Genomic DNA, 20,351 nt, shown 5'->3' with positions numbered 1-20,351 from the left:
CAGGTTGGATCAATGGTGGGGACGACGTCGGCCCATGGGTCTATTGAGTCTACGTTAGGGCCGGGGTCGCACGGCCACCCGAGATTGATCACACCGTCCACTGGCTGGGACGTGTAGTCTCGCGCGGTGGATCCGCTACACAAGCACGTCTTCGACCGGTTGGAACGCTTCTACGACGCGGTGCCCCGCGACGTCGCCGGTGCGGAGGAGCATGGCGGGCTGGTGCTGTTCGTCCGCGAAGGTGCCGGTTGGCCGTTCTACGCCCGCCCCCGCATCGACGCCACCGAGCCGCCGTCGCTTGCCGACGTGACCTCGGTCCGCGAGCGCCAGCGGAGGCTGGGCCTGCCGGAAGCCTTCGAGTGGGTGCACGAGACGAGCCCCGAGCTGCTGGCGGTGGCCCGCTCGGCGGGGCTCAACGTGCTGGAGGCGCCGCTGATGGTGCTCGACCCGAGCGCGCTGCCCGACCCGGCGACGCTGTCCGACGCGGCGGTGCGGGTGCTGGCAGCGGACTCCCCCGACTTCGCCGCCGACGTCGCCGCGCGGCGTGCGGTGGCAGCGGTGTCGTTCGCCGCTGCCGGCACCGCCCCCGGTGAGGCCGGCCCGGCCGAACGCGACGCCGCCGTCACCGAACTCGAACTGGCCGCGCTCGACGAGGAACGAGCCCGGATCGCCGATGGCCGCCGGATCTCCGCGCTGGCCGGCACGCCGACCGAGGGCGCGCTGGCCAGCGGCATGGCGATGCGGGTGGACGACGTCGCGGAGATCGCCGGGGTGGCCACCCTGCCGTCCGCCCGGCGACGCGGGCTGGGCGCCGCGCTCACCGCCACACTGGCCCGGGAACTGCTGGCCGCCGGCACCGAGCTGGTCTTCCTGTCCGCGGGCAGCGAGGAGATCGCGCGGGTCTACCTGCGGGTCGGCTTCCGCCGAATCGGCACCGCCTGCATCGCCGAACCCGCCGCCCTCATCGCCTGACCGGCCCGGCTACCGGGGTCAGGTCGGTGGACGCCACTGAGCGGCGGAGGCGACGGCACTGGAGAGCAGTCGCCCGTTGATCGTGCCCAGCGCGGCGTCCCGGGCGCGCAGCGCCAACCGGCCCCGGGTCTGGAGCACCGCCGACATCCGCCGAGTCTGCCGGACCACGGTCGCCGCCCGGGGGCGGCGCACCCGGTCGTACGCCTGAACGGCGTCGGGCAGCCGGGCCTCCCGCAGCAACGACGCGAGCGTGGCGGCGTCCTCGAATGCCAGGCAGGCGCCCTGCCCGAGGTGCGGCGGCATGGCGTGCGCCGCGTCGCCGAGCAGCACCACCCCACCGGGCCCGACCGGAAAGCCGTACGCCCGGGGCAACGGGCGCAGCTCGCGAACCTCCTGTTGGACCAGGTCGGCCGGGTCGGTGGCGTCGAGCAGCGCGCCGACCGGAGCGGGCCAGTCCGCGTACCAGCGGCGCAGCAGCGCCAGCTGGGTCTCCGGCGGTTCCGGGCGTGGCGCGCCGGCTGCGGTGGCCACCCAGTAGATGCCGCCGCGGGTGGACCCGCCCGAGGAGCCGCGCTCGCCCAGCGACGTGGCCACGAACCGGTAGCCCGCGCCGAGAATCTCGCCGGCCAACGGCTGATCGTCGGGGAGTCGAGGTGCCTGGTACCAGGGAATGACGGCCCGCCAGGCAGCGCAGCCGGAGCTGACCACCCGGGACTCGGGCGCGAGTTGGCGGCGGATGCCGCTGTCCGTGCCGTCGGCGGCGACCACCAGATCGGCCTCGATGGTGTGCCGACCGTCGCTGACTCCCGGTCGCTCGCCCGGGTCCACGCGGACGTGGCGCACGGTCACCCCGGTACGCAGTTCGACCCGGTCACCGAGGCCGGCGATCAGCGCGTCGTGCAGATCCTCCCGGTGCACCACGACCGGCATCCGGTCGGCCGGGATTGGCCGGGGCTGCACGAGCCAGTGCCCGTCCGGGCGACGGACCCCGCCGTCGGGCAACGGGGTGGCGATGGCGGCCAGGCCGGCGCCGAGGCCGAGGGCCTGCAGTGCGCGGACGCCGTTGGGCCAGAGCACCACGGCGGTCCGCTCGGGGCGAACCCGTTCGGCGCGTTCCAACACTGTGACCTGCCAGCCGGAACGGGCCAGCGCGCCGGCCACCGCGAGGCCACCGACCCCTGCGCCGACCACCACCGCGCTTCGCATCGGTGCCGCCCCCGCTCAGCTGTCCCGGTCGGCGGGACGCGCGCCCGTGGCGTCGGCCCGGTCGGTGCGAGCGGCGGACGGATCGTCCGCCGGCTCGTCGCCGCTCGCCGCGAGGTCGGCCGCCGAGGTGTCCCCGGACAGTTCGCCGTCATCCGGCCGGGAGTCGTCGTCGGTCGCCGGCGGTACGACACCGGTGTCCTGCCAGGCGGCGTACTGCTCCTCGCTCACCACCCGGTAGCCCTCCGGCGCGGCCGCCCGCGCGGGGGTCTCCCGCTCGGAGAGGTCGACCTGGGACAGGTCGGAAGTGGGAGGCGGGGTCGTCGCCGCCGCCGCGCCGAGCGGGATCAGGTAGTCCCGAGGGCCACGCACCCGTACGAAATAGATCAGGGCGCCGAGGAAGACCAGGGCGGCGGTCCAGACGTTGAGCCGGACACCGAGGATCTGGTTGGCCTCGTCGGTGCGCATCAGCTCGATCCAGAACCGGCCGACGGTGTAACCCATCACGTAGAGCGCGAACGCCCGGCCCCGGCCCAACTTGAGCCGGCGGTCGAGGAGCAGGACCAGGGCCACGACGCCGAGGTTCCACAGCGCCTCGTAGAGGAAGGTGGGCTGGTAGAGACCCGGTTCGAGGATCGGCTGCCCGGCGTCGTCCCGGAGCGCGTGCCCGGGGTTGTCCGGGTCCATCCGATGGATCTGCAGACCCCACGGCAGGGTGGTCCGGCCACCGAAGAGCTCGTTGTTGAACCAGTTGCCGATCCGGCCGACCGCCTGGGCCAGCGGCAGCCCGGGGGCCAGCGCGTCGGCCACCACACCCAACGGGATGCCGAGCTGCCGGGCCGCGATCCAGGCACCGATCGCGCCACCGGCGACCGCGCCCCAGATGCCGAGACCGCCCTCCCAGATGGCGAACGCCTTGATCGGGTCCCCACCGGCGCCGAAGTACTTCTCCGGTGAGGTGACCACGTGGTAGATCCGGGCGCCGATGATGCCCGCGGGAACCGCCCAGACGGCGATGTCGAGCGTCGCGCCGGGCGCGACGCCGCGCTGCCGCAGCCGGCGCTCCGTCACCCAACAGGCCAGCACGATGCCGGCGATGATGCAGAGCGCGTAAGCCCGGATCGGCACCGGCCCGAGCTGCCAGACCGCGGTGCTGGGACTGGGCAGGGCCGCCTGGGGGGAGAGCGAGGCGAGGGTCACGGGTGCACACGCTACCGCTGCACACCCCCGCAGCGGCACCCCGGGCCGCAGGAGCGCGCATCCCGGTGACTTCTGGTTTGCACCGCCGTACGCTCTTTGTCCATGAGCGCGCTCACCTGGGCGGTCGCCGCGGTCGTCACCGACGACACCGGTCGGGTGCTGCTCTGCCAGCAGGGCCGGGGCGCGCGTCGCTACGCGTTGCCCGGCGGGCGGCTGCGCCCGGCCGAGGGCCCGGTGCGGGCGGCCCTACGGGACATCCGCGCGGAGACCGGCTGGGACATCGAGCTGGTCGACCTGGTCGGCGTCTACCACCTGACCGGCCCTCCGGGGGAGGCCGCGGCCGGGCGCGCCGGGCCGCTGCCAGACGTCCTCGTGCACGTGTTCCGGGCCCGTGCGGCCGGGGCCCTACCCGCCACGGACCCACCACCGGGCTGCCGATTGTCCTGGCACTCCCCCGACGCGCTGCCCGACGTGGTCACCCCGCTCACCCGGGCCGCCGTCACCGACGCGACCGCAGGCCGCTCCGGCGTGCTCCGCGACGTCCCCTGCGTACCCGGCACCGTGCAGCCACCAGAGCAACGCGGCGAGGCAGCGACGGGCCCGCCGCCGTCCTGGAGCCGAGGGCCCGGTGGCCGTCACGCGATCGAGTCTGATGTCGGTGAGTCATCGTGATGACTCACCGACATCACGCTCATCAGGGAAGAGCTACCCGACCCGACGACTCGACAGCGATCAGCGGGTGGGGTTACGGACGCCCTCGGCGAGTTCGGCACTGAGGGTCCGCAGAGCGGCCAGCCCCTCGGCCTCGGTGGGCGCGTCGAGCACACACCGGACCAGCGCGCTGCCCACGATCACCCCGTCGGCGTAACCGGCGACGGTGCCGGCCTGCGCGCCGGTGCCCACACCCAGGCCGACACCGATCGGCAGGTCGGTGACCGCGCGAGCGCGGGAGACAAGCGTCGGGGCGGCGTCCGAGGTACGCGCCCGGGCACCGGTCACCCCCATCACGGCTGTCGCGTAGACGAAGCCACGACAGTGCCCCACAGTCATCGCCAGCCGGGCGTCGGTGGACGACGGCGAGACCAGGAACGTGCGGTCCAACCCGTGCGCGTCCGAGGCGGCCAGCCACTCGTCGGCCTCGTCGGGGATGAGGTCCGGGGTGATCAGGCCGGTGCCGCCGGCGGAGGCGAGGTCACGGGCGAAGACGTCCACGCCGTAACGCTCGACCGGGTTCCAGTAGGTCATGGTGACCACGGGAGCGCCGGTGGCCGCCACCGCCTCGATGATGCGCATCGTGTCCGCGGTGCGTACGCCCCCGGCCAGCGCGATGTCACTGGCCCGCTGGATCACCGGCCCGTCCATCACCGGGTCGGAGTAGGGGATCTCCACCTCGATGACGTCGACGCCGGCGTCGACCATGGCGGTCATCGCGGCGATGCTGCCCTCGACGGTGGGGAACCCGGCCGGCATGCAGCCGACCAGCAGTGCCCGTCCGTCGGCACGGGCCTTGTCGAAGGCCACCCCGATCCGGCTCATCTCACCGCTCCTTGTCGAGGATGCCGAAGTAGTCGCCTGCGGTGTGCACGTCCTTGTCGCCGCGCCCGGACAGGTTGACCACGATGGTGGGCTCCCGGCCCAGCTCCGCGGCGAGCTTCGGGGCCAGCGCGACGGTGCCGGCGAGCGCGTGTGCGCTCTCGATCGCCGGGATGATGCCCTCGGTGCGGCAGAGCAGCTCGAACGCGGCCATCGCCTCGTCGTCGGTGACCGGCAGGTAGCTCGCCCGGCCGGTGTCGTGCAGCCACGCGTGCTCCGGCCCGACGCCGGGGTAGTCCAGGCCGGCGGAGATCGAGTGCGACTCCAGGGTCTGCCCGTCGGCGTCCTGGAGCACGAAGGTGCGGGTGCCGTGCAGCACCCCGGCGGACCCGCCGGTGATGCTCGCGGCGTGCCGGCCGGTGTCCACCCCGTCGCCTCCGGCTTCGAAGCCGTACAGCCGCACGGCCTCGTCGCCCACGAACGCGTGGAAGATGCCGAGCGCGTTGGAGCCGCCGCCGACGCAGGCGGTGACGGCGTCCGGCAGCCCGCCGGTGAGGTCCAGGCACTGCTGTCGGGCCTCGTCACCGATGCCCCGGACGAAGTCGCGCACCATCGCCGGGAACGGGTGCGGGCCCGCGGCGGTGCCGATCAGGTAGTGCGTCTCGTCGACGTTGGCCACCCAGTCGCGCATCGCCTCGTTCATCGCGTCCTTGAGGGTGCGCGAACCGTTGGTGACCGGGACGACCGTCGCGCCGAGCATCCGCATCCGGGCCACGTTGAGGGCCTGCCGCTCGGTGTCGACCTGGCCCATGTAGACCACGCACTCCAGGTCGAACAGGGCGGCGGCGGTAGCGGTGGCGACACCGTGCTGCCCGGCGCCGGTCTCCGCGATCACCCGGGTCTTGCCCATCCGTTTGGTGAGCAGCGCCTGGCCGAGCACGTTGCGCACCTTGTGCGCACCCGTGTGGTTGAGGTCCTCCCGCTTGAGCAGCACCCGCGCGCCGACCTTCGCCGAGAACCGCCGGGCCTCGTAGAGCAACGACGGCGTGCCGGCGTAGTCGCGCAGCAGCGCGCCGAACTCGGCCCGGAAGGACTCGTCCGCGATCGCCGTACGCCATGCCCCGTCGAGCTCGTCCAGCGCTGCCACCAGGGCCTCGGGAACGAACCGACCGCCGAAGCGGCCGAAGTGGCCGGCGGAGTCGGGCTGCGGGCCGGCCACCGGAGCCAGCGCGTCGGCGCTCATCGGGAATCCTCTCGTTGGGACGTCGGACCGGCGCGGGGTCAGCGCACCGGCCGGGGCGTTGCCGGGTGGTTGCCGGCGTTGACCAACTCGGCGACCGCCTCGCGGGGGCTCTTCTGCGTGACCAGACCCTCGCCCACGAGGACCGCGTCGGCGCCCGCGGAGGCGTACCGGATCAGGTCGTGCGGGCCACGAACGCCGGATTCGGCGATCTTGACGACGCTGCTCGGAAGGCCGGGCGCGATCCGCTCGAACACCGACCGGTCAACCTCAAGGGTACGCAGGTCACGGGCGTTGACCCCGATCACCTGCGCGCCGGCCTCCAGCGCGCGGTCGGCCTCCTCCTCGTCGTGCACCTCGACCAGAGCGGTCATGCCGAGCGACTCGATCCGCTCCAGCAGACCCATCAGGACGTTCTGCTCGAGTGCGGCGACGATCAGCAGGACCAGGTCGGCACCGTGCGCGCGGGCCTCGTGGATCTGGTAGCTGGAGACCACGAAGTCCTTGCGCAGCACCGGCACTGTGACCGCGGCACGGACGGCCGCCAGATCGTCCAGCGAACCGCCGAACCAGCGCCCCTCGGTCAGCACGCTGATCACCCGGGCTCCACCGGCCGCGTAGTCGACAGCGAGGTCGGCCGGATCGGCGATCTCGGCCAGCCGACCCTTGGACGGTGACGAGCGCTTCACCTCGGCGATCACAGCCACGCCGGGCTTACGCAGCGCCGCGTACGCGTCCATCGGCGGCGGCGCCGCCGCTGCCAGTTCACGGATCCGCTCCAGCGGAACCTGCTCCTGGCGTCGGGCGACGTCTTCACGTACGCCAGCCAGGATCTCGTCGAGCACGCTTACGGACGCTGCCTGGCCGGCCTCGTCCCCCTCCGCGTGCGCATGCTCAGCAGTCACGAACGGACTCCCCTCTCCGGGCGTCATGGGCCGATGCTAGGGGCAGCCGACCGACGCCGAATGCCCGGGGGTATGGCGCTGCTCACGAAAAGGGCTGCGGCATAATGGCCGACTTGCCGTGAACGGGTTGTCACGCAGCGCCACCTCCGGCATCGGCCAGCGTCACGCGGTATGGAGCCTGACGGCCGCGGTCGGACCGGGCCGATCCATCGATCATGCCACCAGTTTCCGTTCGGCGCCCGACGGCAACGATGCCGGTCGATGCTGTGAGCAAGCTCAAGGCCGAACGGACGGCCCCTGGTCACGGCCGAGGCGGGACAGTTGACCGGGCGGTCACCGCGGCGAAACGTCGACGGGTGAGCATCGTCCTCGGGCAGACTCGATGGCGGGCCTGCCCCGACCGCCGCAACTCCTCGTGCGAGGTGACCATGAGCATTTCCGAGCCGTACCCGACCATCGGACTGACCACCATCTCGCGGACGGTGGCCTCACTCGCCGTCGGTGTGGTGCACACCGTGGAACGGGCCGTGGTGGGCGAGGGACGGATGCGGACGGCACGAGGCAACGCCTGGGAGGCCGTCTGCGCCGACCGGGCCCGCGCCGACCAACGCGCCGAGCTGAACCGCCTGGTCGCCGAACTGACCGCCGCCCGCGCCGCCAGTAGCCGCGCCGAATGGGAACGCCAGCCGGTCGGCTGACCGCCCGCCGGCCACCGGCCACCGCCGCCACGGCGGCCACCGCGTCAGTCGGCCGTCGGGTCCTCGCCCCGGTCCAGCGCGTCCCACGCCTCGGTGGTCCGCCGCCCCGCCAACGGCGTCGGCGGCCCGCCCGGGTCGCTCTGCGCCGACGCAGCCTCTGGAGCGGTCCGCGCCGCCCGTTCGTAGCGTGCCCCCATCGCCGGCCAGTCACCGCCACGCACGGCCGTCCACCAGCCCCCAACAGCGGCCAGCAGGCCGCCGAGCAGGCAGAGCGCCGGCCACTGCCGGCTCACCACGCCGCCCACGTCGGCGACCAGCCCATACCCGCCGCCGGCAGCCACGGCCAGACCGAGCACGCCGAGCAGCACACCGAGCACCCGACGCAGGCGGCCCCGGGTGGCCAGCACCGCGCCACCCCCGGCCAGGGTCACCAGGGCCAACGCCGGCAGCCACGGCAGCAGGCTCGCACCGCTGCGGGCGTCGCGCACCGGCGGCAGCGGCGCCGGACGTACCGTCAGCTCCACCGACCAACTGCGCGTCGCGGCCCACAACGCCAGGCCCGCGCCGGCCAGGCAGAGCAGCACGGCGTACGTCAACGCCCGCCGACCCACGACGGACCGCGCCCCGCCGCTCAACGGGCCGGCCGGAGCGTTTCGGCGGCGGCGATCGCGGCCAGCACGGCCGCGGCCTTGTTCCGCGTCTCCTGGTCCTCGGCGGCCGGGTCCGAATCGGCGACCACCCCCGCCCCGGCCTGCACGTAGGCGCGGCCGTCGCGGATCAGCGCGGTCCGGATGGCGATCGCCATGTCCAGGTCACCGCCGAAGCCGAAGTAGCCGACGGTGCCGCCGTAGAGACCACGACGGACCGGCTCCAGCTCCTCGATGATCTCCATGGCGCGCACCTTGGGCGCTCCGGAGAGCGTGCCGGCCGGGAAGGTCGCGGCCAGCGCGTCGAAGGCGGTCTGGTCGTCACGCAGCGTGCCGGTGACGGTGGAGACGATGTGCATGACGTGGCTGTACCGCTCGATGGTCGCGAACTCGGGCACCTCCACGCTGCCGGGCTGACAGACCCGACCCAGGTCGTTGCGGCCGAGGTCGACAAGCATCACGTGCTCGGCCCGTTCCTTCGGGTCGGCGAGCAGCTCGGCGGCGAGCGCGGCGTCGGCGGCGGCGGTGCCGCCCCGCGGCCGGGTGCCGGCGATCGGATGCAGCAACGCCCGGCGGCGCCCGTCCGCGGCCCCGGTGACCTTCAGGTGCGCCTCCGGGGACGAGCCGACGATGTCGAACCCGTCGAAGCGCAGCAGGTACATGTACGGGCTGGGGTTGCTGGTGCGCAGCACCCGGTAGACGTCCAGCGGGTCGGCGTGAGTGGCCCGCTCGAAGCGCTGGGAGAGCACGATCTGGAAGCACTCACCGGCCCGGATCGCCTCCTTGGCCGCCTCCACCGCCTTCGGGTAGCCCCCGTCGGGCGTACGGCAGAGCACCTCGCCGGCCGGCGGACGCTCGACGGTGGAGATCATCGGCGGGATGGGCCGGGACAACGCCGTGGTCATCGCGTCCAACCGGCCCACCGCCTGGTGGTAGGCGGCGGCGACCTGCGGGGCGCGGTCCGGGGCGTCCAACGGCGGCAGCACCGCGTTGGCGACCAGGATCGCCGAGCCGTCGTAGTGGTCGAGCACCACCAGGTCGGTGGCGAGCATCATGCCCAGCTCCGGGACGCCCAGGTCGTCCTCGGTCAGCTCCGGCAACCGCTCGAAGCGCCGGATCAGGTCGTAGCCGAGATAACCGACCATGCCCCCGGTCAGCGGCGGCAGGCCGTCGGACGGGTCCCCGACCGGGCCGGCCAGCGCCGCCACCGTCTCCCGCAGCATCCGCACCGGGTCGCCCTCGGTGGTCAGCCCGGTCGGCGGCTGGCCCAGCCAGGTCGCCACGCCGTCGCGTTCGATGAGCGTCGCGCTGCTGCGTACGCCGATGAACGAGTATCGCGACCAGGCCATGCCGGCCGAACCGACGCCCTGCTCGGCCGATTCCAGCAGGAACGTGCCCGGTCCGCCGGCCAGCTTCCGGTAGACCCCCACCGGGGTCTCCGCGTCGGCGAGCAGCCGCCGGGTGACCGGCACGACCCGCCAGTCGGCGGCCAGCGCGGTGAAGGTGGCCAGGTCGGGGCTGAGGGCGCCGTCGGTCATTGGGGGGCCTCCGTCCTCGTGGCGGGCAGCTCGGTGAAGAAGCAGGTCCGGTGCCCGGTGTGGCAGGCCGCGCCGACCTGGTCCACGCTCACCAGCAGCGCGTCCCCGTCGCAGTCCAGGGCGACCGACCGGACGTACTGGTGGTGCCCGGAGGTGGCGCCCTTGACCCAGTATTCGCGTCGGCTGCGCGACCAGTAGGTGGCCCGGCCGGTGGTGAGGGTGCGGTGCAACGCCTCGTCGTCCATCCAGGCGACCATCAGCACCTCACCGGAGTCGTGCGCGCGCACCACGGCGGCGACCAGACCGTCGGCGGTGCGGCGCAGCTGGGCCGCGATGGCCGGGTCGAGCCGGGACGGGCGCGCCGGCGCGGGCGCGGCCAGCTCGTTCGGATCGCTGGGGACGCCGGTCACCGGCGGGTCAGGTACGGGCACAGTCACCAATTCTCCCGCACGCGGCGCGGGCACCGCCGACCGCTCCCGCCAGGGCGACGGCGGAGGCCCCGCGGGGCCGGGCTGTGACGAGGGCCCGGCCGGCCGGGCCAGCTGGGCGACATAGCGGTCCAGCCGGCCGTCGACCAGGGCTGCGGCCAGGTCCGCGCCGGCCGTGTCGGCGATCTCCTCGGCGTACGGCCGGATCAACGGCAGCGTGCCGGCGACCAGTCGTACGGCGGCGGCCCAGAGTTGCCCGGTGGCGCCGGGGCGCAGCCCGAGGCAGAGCAGCATGTCCGCGCGGTAGCCGGGTGGGGCCACCGGCAGTTCCAGGGCCGCCGCGAAGGCCGCCCGGCGGGAGTGGACCCGCACGAACGGGTTGGCCGGGCGCAGCACCGAGGGGCAGAGTCGCGCCAGGTCGGCGACGGCGAGCCGGACCCCGAGGCGGTCGCTGGCCGCGCGGGCGGCGGCAGCCTTACCCAGAGTGGCGATCATCTCTTCCAGTCGGGGTGGCTCGGCGGGCTGACAGAGCACCGGCAGGTCGATCCGGGGCCGCCAGTGCGGGTCGGCCCAGAGCAGCCGCGCGGGCGCGGTGACCGGCAGTCCGAACGCCCAGTCGGCCGGTTCGCCGAGGCGGTGCACCCAGGACCGGACGTCCCGGGCGGCCACCGAGACGTGGGTGACCTGGCCTGCGGACTCGGCCAGGTAGGCCCGCCGGGCCGCGTACGGGGCACCGCCGACCAGCACGTCGAGGTCGACGTCGCTGTGCGCGGTGGCGGCGCGCCGGGCGTGGCTGCCGCGCAACAGGATGCCGACGACCGGCCGCTCGGCGGCCTGCCGCAACCGCGCGGCCCAATCCTCGAGAAAACCGCTATCCGGTAACGGAGCGTGACCCACCGCGCCATCGTGCCGTACGTCCGATCGGGGCGCAATGCCCGTTGGCGGACTTCGTGTCCGGTCCGGAGCCTACTGCCCGTTCTCGCGTACCGCGCGACGGCCGACAGTCGGCCACCGATCCGGGCGTTGCGCCCGGCGCAGTATTTCATCTAGCGTTGAGTTCAACAGGTGTTGAGTTTCTCTGGAGGTGCATGATGGACGATGCGATAGCCGTCCGAGACCTGGTCGTCGACCGGGGTGGGCGGCGGGTGCTGGACGGCATCAGCTGCCATGTCCGGCGCGGCGCGGTCACCGGGCTGCTCGGTCCCAGCGGCAGCGGCAAGACCACGTTCATGCGCGCGGTGGTCGGGGTGCAGCTGCTCAGTGGCGGGACGGTCACCGTGCTCGGCCAACCGGCGGGCACCCCCGCGCTGCGGCACCGGGTGGGCTACCTGACCCAGGCGCCGAGCGTCTACGCCGACCTGACCGTCCGGGAGAACGCCCGCTACTTCGCGGCCCTGTACGGGCGTGGGCGCGCCGAGGCCGACCGGGCGATCAGCGATGTCGGGCTGGCCGAGGCGGCCGGCCAACTGGTCAGCACCCTCTCCGGCGGTCAACGCAGCCGAGCATCGCTGGCATGCGCCCTGGTCGGGGAGCCGGAGCTGGTCATCCTCGACGAGCCGACCGTCGGTCAGGACCCGGTGCTGCGGGCCGACCTGTGGGCCCGGTTCCACGCGATGGCCGCCGCCGGCACCACACTGCTGGTGTCCAGCCACGTGATGGACGAGGCGGCGCGCTGCGACCGCCTGCTGCTGATCCGCCAGGGGCGGTTGATCGCCGACGACACCCCGGCCGCGATCCGCGCCACCGCCGGTGTGGATGACCTCGACGAGGCGTTCCTGCGGCTCATCCGGGCCAGCGAGGCCGCCCCCACCAGCACCGACGCGACAGCCGCACGGGAGACAGCATGAACGCGCGAATCCTCGCCGCCACCACCGGCCGCATCCTGCGTCAGCTCCGGCACGACCGGCGGACCATCGCGCTGCTCGTGGTGGTGCCGGCCGCCCTGCTCACCCTGGTCAACTACATGTACGCCGACCAGCCGACCCCGCCCGGCCAGCCGACGGCCTTCGACCGGATCGCGCTTGTGGTGCTCGGCATCTTCCCCTTCGTGATCATGTTCCTGGTGACCAGCGTCGCCATGCTGCGGGAACGCACCTCGGGCACGTTGGAACGGTTGCTCACCACACCGCTGAGCAAGCTCGACCTGCTCTTCGGGTACGGCATCGCGTTCGGGCTGGCCGCCGCCGTGCAAGCCGCCATCGCCGCCGCCGTGGCGTACTGGATCTTCGATCTGAACACCGCCGGCAGCATCGGACTGGTGATCGGGATCGCCGTGCTCGACGCCGTGCTCGGCGTCGCCCTCGGGCTGCTGTGCAGTGCCTTCGCCCGCACCGAGTTCCAGGCAGTACAGTTCCTGCCAGTCGTGGTGATCCCCCAACTGCTGCTCTGCGGGCTGTTCGTGGCCCGCGACCAGATGGCCGGCTGGCTCCAGGCGCTCAGTGACGCCTTCCCCCTGTCGTACGCCATCGAGGCGTTGCAGGAGGTCGGCGCCCACGCCGAGCCGACCGGCCGGATGTGGCGGGACGTGGTGGTGATGCTCGGCGCGGTGGTTCTGGCGCTGGTGCTCGCGGCGGCCACCCTGCGCCGACGCAGCGGCTGACCGTCAGCGACGGGGGCAGCGGCCAGCGCGGCCGCCGACCCCGTCGTGGGTCGGCCCGGCCCGCGATGTGCCCAGGCGGACGAACGAAGGGCGGCGATGACGCGGCGAACCGGCCGGCGACCCGGCAAACCAGGCACCCGGGAGGCGATTCTCGACGCGGCGCGGTCGGCGTTCGCCGAACGCGGCTTCGACGCCGCCTCGATCCGGGGCATCGCCGGCACGGCGGAGGTCGACCCGGCGCTGGTGCACCACTACTTCGGCAGCAAGGACCAGCTGTTCCTGGCCGCGATGAACTTCCCGTTCGACCCCGGTCAGCTGGTGCCGAAGGTGCTCGCCGGTGACCGGGACGCCATCGGCGAACGGTTGGTGCGCACCTTCCTCGGCATCTGGGACTCCCCGGTCGGCAGCGCCGCGCAGGCGCTGCTGCGCTCCGCGGTGAGCAACGAGTGGACCGCTCGACTGCTGCGTGAGTTCGTCACCACCCAGGTGCTGCGCCGGGTGCTCGAAAACCTCGACGTCGACCCGGCCGAGCTGCCGCTGCGGGGCTCCCTGGTGGCCACCCAGATGATCGGCCTGGCCATGATGCGGCATGTGGTACGCCTCGAGCCGGTCGCCTCGGCGGACCCGGAGACCCTGGTGGCCGCGATCGGTCCCACGATCCAGCGTTACCTCATCGACCCGCTGCCCACCTGACCCGACGACCCGCCGCCCCACACACTCTCGCGATCTTGCACTTTCTGTCCCGACCAAAGGGACACGCCACCCATATCGACGACCGAAAGTGCAAGATCGACGCAGGGTGGGGCGGCGCGCGGCGTGGGGCGGGCTAGCGGGGTGGGCGGGCGTCGGCTGTTGGGCGCAGGGGCGGTAGCAGCCGGGGCAGCTCGGCCGGGTCCGCCACCGGGCCCGGGAAGGCGAGCCGAACCCGACGCCTCGCACCGGTTTGGCCGAGGGCCACCACCAGCCCGTAGCGGTCGATGCGCACGACCCGGGGTGGCCCGTCCGGGGTCTGCTCGGTCAACCCGAGCTGCCGGCGCAGGTACTCCGTCACCTGGGCGCCGTGACACTCGGCAAGGTCGGCGAGCAGGCGGGCTTCGACCGGGTGCACCGGGTCCGGCTCGGCCTCGGCGTACTCCACCGGGTCGATCCGGTGCACGACGCCGGCCCGCTCCCAGCGGACCTCGACCACCTCGAAGCGGAACAACCGGAACCGGGTGCCCAGGTCGAGCAGGTCGCCGGTCGGCTCCACCGCGGCGAAGTCGACGGCCGCGTGGCGGGCCTCGTCGCCGCGCAGCTCGGCCGCCCAGCCGGACACCCAGGCACGACCCAGGCCGGGCGCACCGGCGGCGGGCGGCAGATCGAGCACGTCGAGGACCACCGCGACGTCACTGCCCCCGGCGGCCGGTTGCAGGGCGGCGGCCAGGTGGCTGGCCACCGGCACCAGCAGCAGCACCCGCCCGTCCACGTCGGTGACGTGCCGGGCGTGGTGCGGGCCGGGCCGGTGGGCCAGGTGCACGAGACCGGGCAGGCGGCCGGCGACGAGGGTACGGACGATCTCGGCGGAGTTGGGCCGCATGGGCGCGACCTCCTTCAGAGGTTAGGCTTACCTAAGCCGGAGCCTAGAGCACCCGCCCGCCGACGTCCACCACTCCGCCGCACCTCATCGGGTCTGCTCCAGCCACGAGGCGTAGAGCAGGCCGTACACCGAGTCGGCGTCGCGGACCAACTCGTCGTGCGGGCCACGCTGGACCACCCGACCCCGGTCCACCACGATCACCTCGTCGGCGGCCTGCGCGGTGGAGAGCCGGTGCGCGATCGCAAGGGTCGTCCGACCTCGGGTGACCGCGTCCAGCGTGCGTTGCAACCGCACCTCCGTCGCCGGGTCCACCGCGCTTGTCGCCTCGTCGAGCACCAGCAGGTCCGGGTCAGCCACGTACGCGCGGGCCAACGCGACAAGCTGGCGCTCCCCGACACTGAGCGCCTCGCCGCGCTCCCCGACCGGAGTGTCCAGGCCCGCCGGCAGACCCTCCAGCCAGTCCGACAGGCCCAGCTCGGTGAAGGCGGCGCTCAGCTGCTCGTCGGTCAGCTCCGGCCGGGCGAACCGGACGTTGTCCCCCACCGTCGCGTCGAAGAGGAACCCGTCCTGCGGCACCATCACCACGCGGGAGCGCAGCGAGTCGAACCGGACGTCCGTCAACGGCACCCCGGACAGCAGCACCGCCCCGGCCGACGGGTCCATCAGACGGGTCAGCAACTTGGCGAACGTGGTCTTGCCGCTGCCGGTCTCACCGACCACCGCCACCCGGCTCTTCGCCGGGATCTCCAGGTCGATGTCGTGCAGCACCGACGGACCACCCGGATAGGCGAACCGCACACCGTCGAAGCGGATGTCCAGCGGCCCGCCCGGCAGCTTCCGCCCCTGCTCCCCCGGGTCGGCCACGTCCGGGGCGACGTCCAGCACGTCCAGCACCCGACGCCAGCCGGCGATCGCGTTCTGCGCCTCGTTGAGCACCTCGGTGGCGATCTGCACCGGCTGGATGAAGAGCGTCACCAGGAAGAGGAACGCGGTCAGCTGGCCGATCGACAACGTGCCGTCCACCCCCAACAACACGCCGAGCACCACCACCCCGGCCAGCGCCAGCCCCGCCGCCAACTCCCCGACCGAGCTGCCCACGATGCTGATCCGGATCGCCCGCTGCTGCGCCAGACGCTGCCTGTCGATCGCCTCGTCCAGCCGCCGCTCGGTACGCCCGGCGATGCCGTACGCCCGGATCACCGGGGCGCCCACCACGCTCTCGCCGATCGCGCCCAGCAGCGTCCCGGTGCGTTGGCGCACCGTCGCGTACGCGCTGCCGAGGCGGCGTTGCAACTGCCGGATGACGAACACCGCCGGCAGGAACGCGGCAAGCACCACAAGTGTCAACTGCCAGGAGTACGCCAGCATGACGGCCGTGGTGACAACCAGCTGACCGAGGTTGACCAGCAGGATCACCCCGCCCCACTGGAGGAACTGGGTGATCTGGTCGACGTCGCTCGTCACCCGCGAGACCAGCGAACCCCGCCGCTCCGACTGCTGGTGCAACATCGACAGGTCGTGCACGTGTCGGAACGCCCGCGTCCGGACGTTGGCCAGCGCCGTCTCGCTGACCGTGAACAGCCGGCGCATCATCAGGTAGCCGCAGATCGTGGTGATCGTCAGGATCGCCGTGGTGATCGCCACCACCGACCAGACCACGTTCAGATTCAGACCACCGACGAGACCCCTGTCGATGCCCTGCTGCACGGCGACCGGCACGGCGACCCGACCGATCATGTAGACCAACGCCAGGCCCAACGTGCCGGCCAGACCGATCCGTAGCTCCGGCGAGAGCGCCAGACCCCGACGCAGGGTCTGCCAGGTCGTCTCCTCCCGCGCCTCCTGCTCGTCGCTGCTCACCGCAGACGTCACCGGGCTTGCCTTTCGTTCGCGACTGCGGGGCTCCGCTTCGCTGCACTCCTCGCGCTCACCGGTCCACCTCGATTTCCAGGCCCGAGGGCAGCGGCGCCACGTCGTCGCCGTACGAACTCTCCTGCGCGCGCTCGACCTCGGCCTGCTCGTAGGCGGTGACCAGGTCGACGTACCCGGGCACGGTCGCCAACAACTCGCTGTGGGTGCCCCGGGCGATCACCCGTCCCTGCTCCACGTAGATGACCTCGTCGGCGAGCGCGATGGTGGCCCGGCGGTACGCCACCACCAGGATCGACGCGGCCGGAACCCCCGCCTCCGCGGTCGACGACCGTAGTCCCGCCAGGATGGCCGCCTCCACTCGAGGATCGACAGCGCTTGTCGCGTCGTCGAGCACCAGCAGGCGCGGTCGACCGGCCAGTGCGCGGGCCAGGGTGAGCCGCTGCCGCTGACCGCCGGAGAGCGAGGTGCCCCGCTCGCCGACCATGGTGTCCAGACCCTCGGGCAGCGCGGCGACGAAACCGTCCGCCTCGGCCAGCCGCAGCGCCGCCCAGACCACCTCGTCATCGACACCGGGCCGGTCGAGGGCGATGTTGGCGCGGACCGTGTCGTCGAAGATGAAGGGCACCTGGGCGACCAGGGCGACCGCGCCGGCCAGCGACGCGGAGGTCAGCTCGCGCACGTCCACGCCGTCCAGGATCACCGTGCCGGAGTCCGGGTCGACGAGGCGCACCGCCAGCGAAGCGATTGTGGACTTGCCGGCGCCGGTGGGCCCTACCAGGGCCACCGTCCGACCGGACGGCACCGTGAAGCCGACCTCGCCGAGGACCTGCGCGCCGGGCGGGTGCGCTTCGGCAGGTGGGTAGGAGTAGTGCACGTCGCTGAAGGTGAGGGTGGCCGGGCCGGAGCCGGTCGGGTCGAGCACCCGCTGCCCGTACGGCATCTCGCCGGTGGCGTCGAGCACCCGGCGGACCCGGTCCCAGCCGGCGACGCTGCGCGGCAGCTCGGCCAGCACCCAACCGATGGCCCGCACCGGAAAGGCCAGCACGGTGAAGAGGAAGGCCACGCTGACCAGCTCGGTCACGCTGATCGCGCCCTGGCGCAGCCGGAACGCCCCGACCACCAGTACGGCGAGGGTGCCGAGGCTGGGCAGTGTCTCCAGCAGCGGGTCGAAGATGCCGCGCAGCCGGCCGACCGCGATCAGCGAGTCGCGCAACTCGCCGGCGCGGCCCGCGAACCGGGCGGTCTCCTGGGCTTCGCGGCCCATCGTCTTGACCACAAGGGCGCCGTCGAAGCTCTCGTGGGCGATCCCGCTGACCTCGGCGCGCAGGCGCTGCGCACGGGCCTGCCGGGGGGCCATCCGGCGGGAGTAGACGACGTTGAGCGCGAACAGCGCGGGGAAGACCGCGAGGCCGACCAGGGCGAGCGCCCAGTCGGTGGCGAACAGCGACACGATCGCGCCGACCAGCATCACCAACGTGCCGACGGCGAACGGCAGCGGCGCGATCGGGTACCAGGCCGCCTCCACGTCGGAGTTGGCGTTGGACAGCAGGGTGCCTGTGGAGTTGCGGTGGTGCCAGGACAGCGGCAGCTCCAGGTACCGACGGGTGACCCTGCGACGGTAGGAGGCCTGGAGGCGGTACTGCATGTAGCCGGCGCCGAGGCGGCGGCCGAAGATGCCCGCCACCCGCAGCACGCTGATCCCGAACAACGCGGCCGCGGCCAGCGCCAGGGTGCTTGCGCCCACCTCGCCGCGTTCGATGGCCGGAAGCGCCACCTCACCGATGACCGACCCGACGACCCGGGCGCTGACGATGATCATCCCGCCGAAGAGCACGCTGCCGACGACCGCCACCGCGAAGATCCGCGGCTGCTCACGGATCGCCTGCCGCAGGACCCCCAGCCCTCGGCTGAGAACGTCCCGACTTGCCTTGCTCGCCACACTCTCCCCCGCCGTAAGCCACAATTATCTCCCTCATCCTTACCGGTCGGGGCCAGTGCCGCCGACCCTGAGCGGATATGTCGACCATCACGTACCGCGCGTCGGCGTGCCGCTGCCGCCGACCGGCGTCCGCTGTCGCGCGTCGGCGGGCCACCGGGCCTACGATCGGGCCATGCCGCGGTACGCCCGAGCCGAGCGCGAGGCGCTGGCCGATCTTCTGCTGGCCCTCGGGCCGGCCGCCCCGACGATCAACGAGGGCTGGGCGACCCGTGACCTCGCCGCCCATCTGGTGCTGCGGGAACGCCGTCCGGACGCGGCGGGTGGGATCCTGCTGCCGCCGCTGCGCGGCTACGCCGAGCGGGTCCGCCGGCGACTCGCCGCACGGCCCTACCCCGAGTTGGTGGCGCAGGTCCGGCGACCGCCGCTGTGGAGCCCGGTCAGCAACCCGGTGATCGACGAGTTGGCCAACACGATGGAGTTCTTCATCCATCACGAGGACGTCCGGCGGGCCGGCTCCGGGTGGCAGCCGCGCGATCTGTCCACCGGTCTGCAGAGCGCGCTGTGGAAACGTGCGGCACCGATGGCCCGGCTGGCACTGCGCCGCTTCCCGGCGGACCTCTACGTGCAGGCGCCCGGCCACGGTGAGGTCTCCGTCGGTCGCGGTGGCGATCCGCTGCGCCTGGTCGGCGCCCCGGCCGAGCTGGTGCTGTTCTTCTCCGGCCGGCAACGGGTGGCCCGGGTCCAACTGAACGGTTCGGCGGAGGCCGCTCGGCGACTGCGCGCCGCCAACCTGGGCATGTGACGGTGTGTGCGTAAACGGTCACAAATAACTGTGGAATTTCCCACACCCAGCGAAACACGCTGATACCTCCTCCCGTACGCTTCACCGCGCCGCTCCGCGCCGGGCGGCACGAAGTGGGGGCACATTGTGCGGGACTTCGCGATTTCGGCGCTGCGGGAACCCCCGTTCCCCACGGGGCGCCATGGGGCCACGGACCAGGTGGCGGGTGAGAGCCTTGAGTGGGCGCGCGCGTTCGGGCTGGTCGATTCCAGCCAACGTGTGCACCGCTTGGAACGGGCCGACGCCGCCGGCCTGGCCGGCCGTGCCTGCCCGGACGGCTCGGTGGAGGGGCTGCGGCTGCTCACCGACCTGATCAGCTGGCTCTTCGTGATGGACGACGCCTGCGACGAGGACGGCCTCGGTGCCGACCCGGTCCGGCTGGGCCTGGCGATCAGCACCCTCCTCGACGTGCTGGACCGGTGCGGTGACCCGGACGTCGTACCGCCCGCCGTCGGTCCGCTGGGTGACGCGCTGCACGACCTCTGCCGCCGGACCCGGCTGCGCGATCAGGCTGGACTGCTGCTGCGATTCGTCAGCCAGATGCGGGAGTACCTGTTGGCGCTGCTCTGGGAGGCGGGCAACCGGGAACGTCGGCGCGTCCCCGAGGTGGCGGAGTACGTGCAGCTGCGCCGGCACATCGGAGGCGTGCACCCCTGCCTCACCCTGACCGACCTGGCGTCGACGCGGCCCTCCGGGCCGACCCAGCGCGCCGACCCGGGGCTGGTGGCCCTGGACCTGCTGGCGGTGGACCTGGTCTGCTGGTGCAACGACCTGTTCTCCTACGGCAAGGAGAGCCAGACCGACCCGGACGCGCACAACCTGGTCACGGTGATCGCTCAGGACAGCGACGCGGACGAGGTGACCTCGCTCCGGAGTGCGGCACACCGGTTCAACCAGGGGCTGGCGACGTACCTGGACGCGGAGGAGGCGCTCCGAGCCGCCGGTGGCGACGCGATCCGCGACGCGCTGGCCGCTCGACGCAACTGGGTCCGGGCCACCTACGACTGGTCGGTGGTGGCCGCCCGGTACGCGTAATCGACCGTACCGGTCGGTGGGTTGGGACGGCCGGACGATCAACAGGGCTAGCCGATGCACGGCGACAGGCAATACTCTTCGGTAACCATCATGACGTGACGACCGTCACGCCACCACCCCCGAAG

At 73.0% G+C, this 20,351-nt stretch carries 19 protein-coding genes and 1 pseudogene; 8 read left to right on the top strand and 12 right to left on the bottom strand.

Annotated elements, in window-relative coordinates:
* Positions 1 to 126: 126 nt before the first annotated feature.
* Entirely contained in the window at positions 127 to 972 is an 846-nt protein-coding gene (locus tag KBX71_RS21825) for a GNAT family N-acetyltransferase (protein WP_210819805.1), read from the top strand.
* A gap of 18 nt (positions 973 to 990) precedes the next feature.
* Here KBX71_RS21825 and KBX71_RS21820 read toward each other — a convergent pair whose 3' ends face one another.
* Positions 991 to 2,178, bottom strand: coding sequence for an NAD(P)/FAD-dependent oxidoreductase (locus KBX71_RS21820; protein ID WP_210819804.1), 1,188 nt, complete (start codon positions 2,176 to 2,178; stop codon positions 991 to 993).
* A gap of 15 nt (positions 2,179 to 2,193) precedes the next feature.
* The gene (gene lgt, locus KBX71_RS21815) at positions 2,194 to 3,375 is read right to left on the bottom strand and encodes a prolipoprotein diacylglyceryl transferase (RefSeq protein ID WP_210819803.1); all 1,182 of its coding nucleotides are present in this window, start codon (positions 3,373 to 3,375) and stop codon (positions 2,194 to 2,196) included.
* Between the two features lie 102 nt (positions 3,376 to 3,477).
* On the opposite strand from lgt, the gene KBX71_RS21810 reads away from it, so the two are divergent.
* Complete coding sequence (locus tag KBX71_RS21810; RefSeq protein WP_210819802.1) at positions 3,478 to 4,047, top strand: NUDIX hydrolase; 570 nt, start codon at positions 3,478 to 3,480, stop codon at positions 4,045 to 4,047.
* 60 nt (positions 4,048 to 4,107) lie between these two features.
* Here KBX71_RS21810 and trpA read toward each other — a convergent pair whose 3' ends face one another.
* Genes trpA through trpC form a run of 3 tightly spaced genes read right to left on the bottom strand, consistent with a single transcriptional unit; the run spans position 4,108 to position 6,993 of the window.
* Complete coding sequence (trpA, locus tag KBX71_RS21805; RefSeq protein WP_196925418.1) at positions 4,108 to 4,911, bottom strand: tryptophan synthase subunit alpha; 804 nt, start codon at positions 4,909 to 4,911, stop codon at positions 4,108 to 4,110.
* Between the two features lies 1 nt (position 4,912).
* Positions 4,913 to 6,151: a tryptophan synthase subunit beta gene (gene trpB / locus KBX71_RS21800; RefSeq protein WP_196925417.1), complete on the bottom strand. Its 1,239-nt coding sequence runs from the start codon at positions 6,149 to 6,151 to the stop codon at positions 4,913 to 4,915.
* 38 nt (positions 6,152 to 6,189) lie between these two features.
* Entirely contained in the window at positions 6,190 to 6,993 is an 804-nt protein-coding gene (trpC, locus tag KBX71_RS21795) for an indole-3-glycerol phosphate synthase TrpC (protein WP_210819828.1), read from the bottom strand.
* A 488-nt stretch (positions 6,994 to 7,481) separates the two neighbouring features.
* Between trpC and KBX71_RS21790 the strand changes: the two genes are divergently transcribed.
* Complete coding sequence (locus KBX71_RS21790; protein WP_210819827.1) at positions 7,482 to 7,751, top strand: hypothetical protein; 270 nt, start codon at positions 7,482 to 7,484, stop codon at positions 7,749 to 7,751.
* A 44-nt stretch (positions 7,752 to 7,795) separates the two neighbouring features.
* Here the strand turns inward: KBX71_RS21790 and KBX71_RS21785 are convergent, their stop codons facing one another.
* The 4 genes and pseudogenes from KBX71_RS21785 to KBX71_RS33875 form a co-directional block, all read right to left on the bottom strand.
* Positions 7,796 to 8,386 (bottom strand): Trp biosynthesis-associated membrane protein, encoded by a 591-nt coding sequence (locus tag KBX71_RS21785; RefSeq protein ID WP_210819801.1) that lies wholly within the window; start codon positions 8,384 to 8,386, stop codon positions 7,796 to 7,798.
* Complete coding sequence (locus KBX71_RS21780; protein WP_210819800.1) at positions 8,383 to 9,936, bottom strand: anthranilate synthase component I; 1,554 nt, start codon at positions 9,934 to 9,936, stop codon at positions 8,383 to 8,385. The genes KBX71_RS21785 and KBX71_RS21780 overlap by 4 nt, the downstream gene beginning before the upstream one ends.
* Complete coding sequence (hisI, locus tag KBX71_RS33880; RefSeq protein ID WP_307847231.1) at positions 9,933 to 10,367, bottom strand: phosphoribosyl-AMP cyclohydrolase; 435 nt, start codon at positions 10,365 to 10,367, stop codon at positions 9,933 to 9,935. Before hisI ends, KBX71_RS21780 begins: the two co-directional genes overlap by 4 nt.
* Before the next feature lie 207 nt (positions 10,368 to 10,574).
* Positions 10,575 to 10,859: pseudogene (locus KBX71_RS33875) on the bottom strand (phosphoribosyl-AMP cyclohydrolase); the annotation flags it as partial.
* Between the two features lie 596 nt (positions 10,860 to 11,455).
* Here KBX71_RS33875 and KBX71_RS21770 point away from each other — a divergent pair.
* From KBX71_RS21770 to KBX71_RS21760, 3 genes are all read left to right on the top strand, one after another.
* Positions 11,456 to 12,211, top strand: coding sequence for an ABC transporter ATP-binding protein (locus KBX71_RS21770; RefSeq protein ID WP_210819798.1), 756 nt, complete (start codon positions 11,456 to 11,458; stop codon positions 12,209 to 12,211).
* A complete protein-coding gene (locus KBX71_RS21765) occupies positions 12,208 to 12,963 on the top strand; it encodes an ABC transporter permease (RefSeq protein WP_124820402.1) in 756 nt (251 codons plus the stop codon). The genes KBX71_RS21770 and KBX71_RS21765 overlap by 4 nt, the downstream gene beginning before the upstream one ends.
* Positions 12,964 to 13,059: 96 nt before the next feature.
* The gene (locus KBX71_RS21760) at positions 13,060 to 13,656 is read left to right on the top strand and encodes a TetR family transcriptional regulator (protein ID WP_124820401.1); all 597 of its coding nucleotides are present in this window, start codon (positions 13,060 to 13,062) and stop codon (positions 13,654 to 13,656) included.
* 133 nt (positions 13,657 to 13,789) lie between these two features.
* On the opposite strand, the gene KBX71_RS21755 is transcribed toward KBX71_RS21760, so the two are convergent.
* The 3 genes from KBX71_RS21755 to KBX71_RS21745 form a co-directional block, all read right to left on the bottom strand.
* Entirely contained in the window at positions 13,790 to 14,539 is a 750-nt protein-coding gene (locus KBX71_RS21755) for a DUF2470 domain-containing protein (RefSeq protein ID WP_210819797.1), read from the bottom strand.
* A gap of 84 nt (positions 14,540 to 14,623) precedes the next feature.
* Positions 14,624 to 16,411: an ABC transporter ATP-binding protein gene (locus KBX71_RS21750; protein ID WP_374102623.1), complete on the bottom strand. Its 1,788-nt coding sequence runs from the start codon at positions 16,409 to 16,411 to the stop codon at positions 14,624 to 14,626.
* 55 nt (positions 16,412 to 16,466) lie between these two features.
* Positions 16,467 to 18,350 (bottom strand): ABC transporter ATP-binding protein, encoded by a 1,884-nt coding sequence (locus KBX71_RS21745; RefSeq protein ID WP_210819796.1) that lies wholly within the window; start codon positions 18,348 to 18,350, stop codon positions 16,467 to 16,469.
* A gap of 172 nt (positions 18,351 to 18,522) precedes the next feature.
* Here KBX71_RS21745 and KBX71_RS21740 point away from each other — a divergent pair, with 172 nt between their 5' ends.
* Together KBX71_RS21740 and KBX71_RS21735 are read left to right on the top strand one after the other, a co-directional pair.
* Positions 18,523 to 19,152: a TIGR03085 family metal-binding protein gene (locus KBX71_RS21740; protein ID WP_210819795.1), complete on the top strand. Its 630-nt coding sequence runs from the start codon at positions 18,523 to 18,525 to the stop codon at positions 19,150 to 19,152.
* 198 nt (positions 19,153 to 19,350) lie between these two features.
* On the top strand, positions 19,351 to 20,226 hold the full coding sequence (locus KBX71_RS21735) for a terpene synthase (RefSeq protein WP_307847225.1): 876 nt from the start codon (positions 19,351 to 19,353) through the stop codon (positions 20,224 to 20,226).
* The last annotated feature ends 125 nt before the right edge of the window (positions 20,227 to 20,351 follow it).

Source organism: Micromonospora sp. D93 (assembly GCF_018070365.1).
GTDB lineage: Bacteria > Actinomycetota > Actinomycetes > Mycobacteriales > Micromonosporaceae > Micromonospora > Micromonospora ureilytica.
Note: the sequence above shows the minus strand (reverse complement) of the source record. Positions and strands in the feature narration are given on the sequence as shown.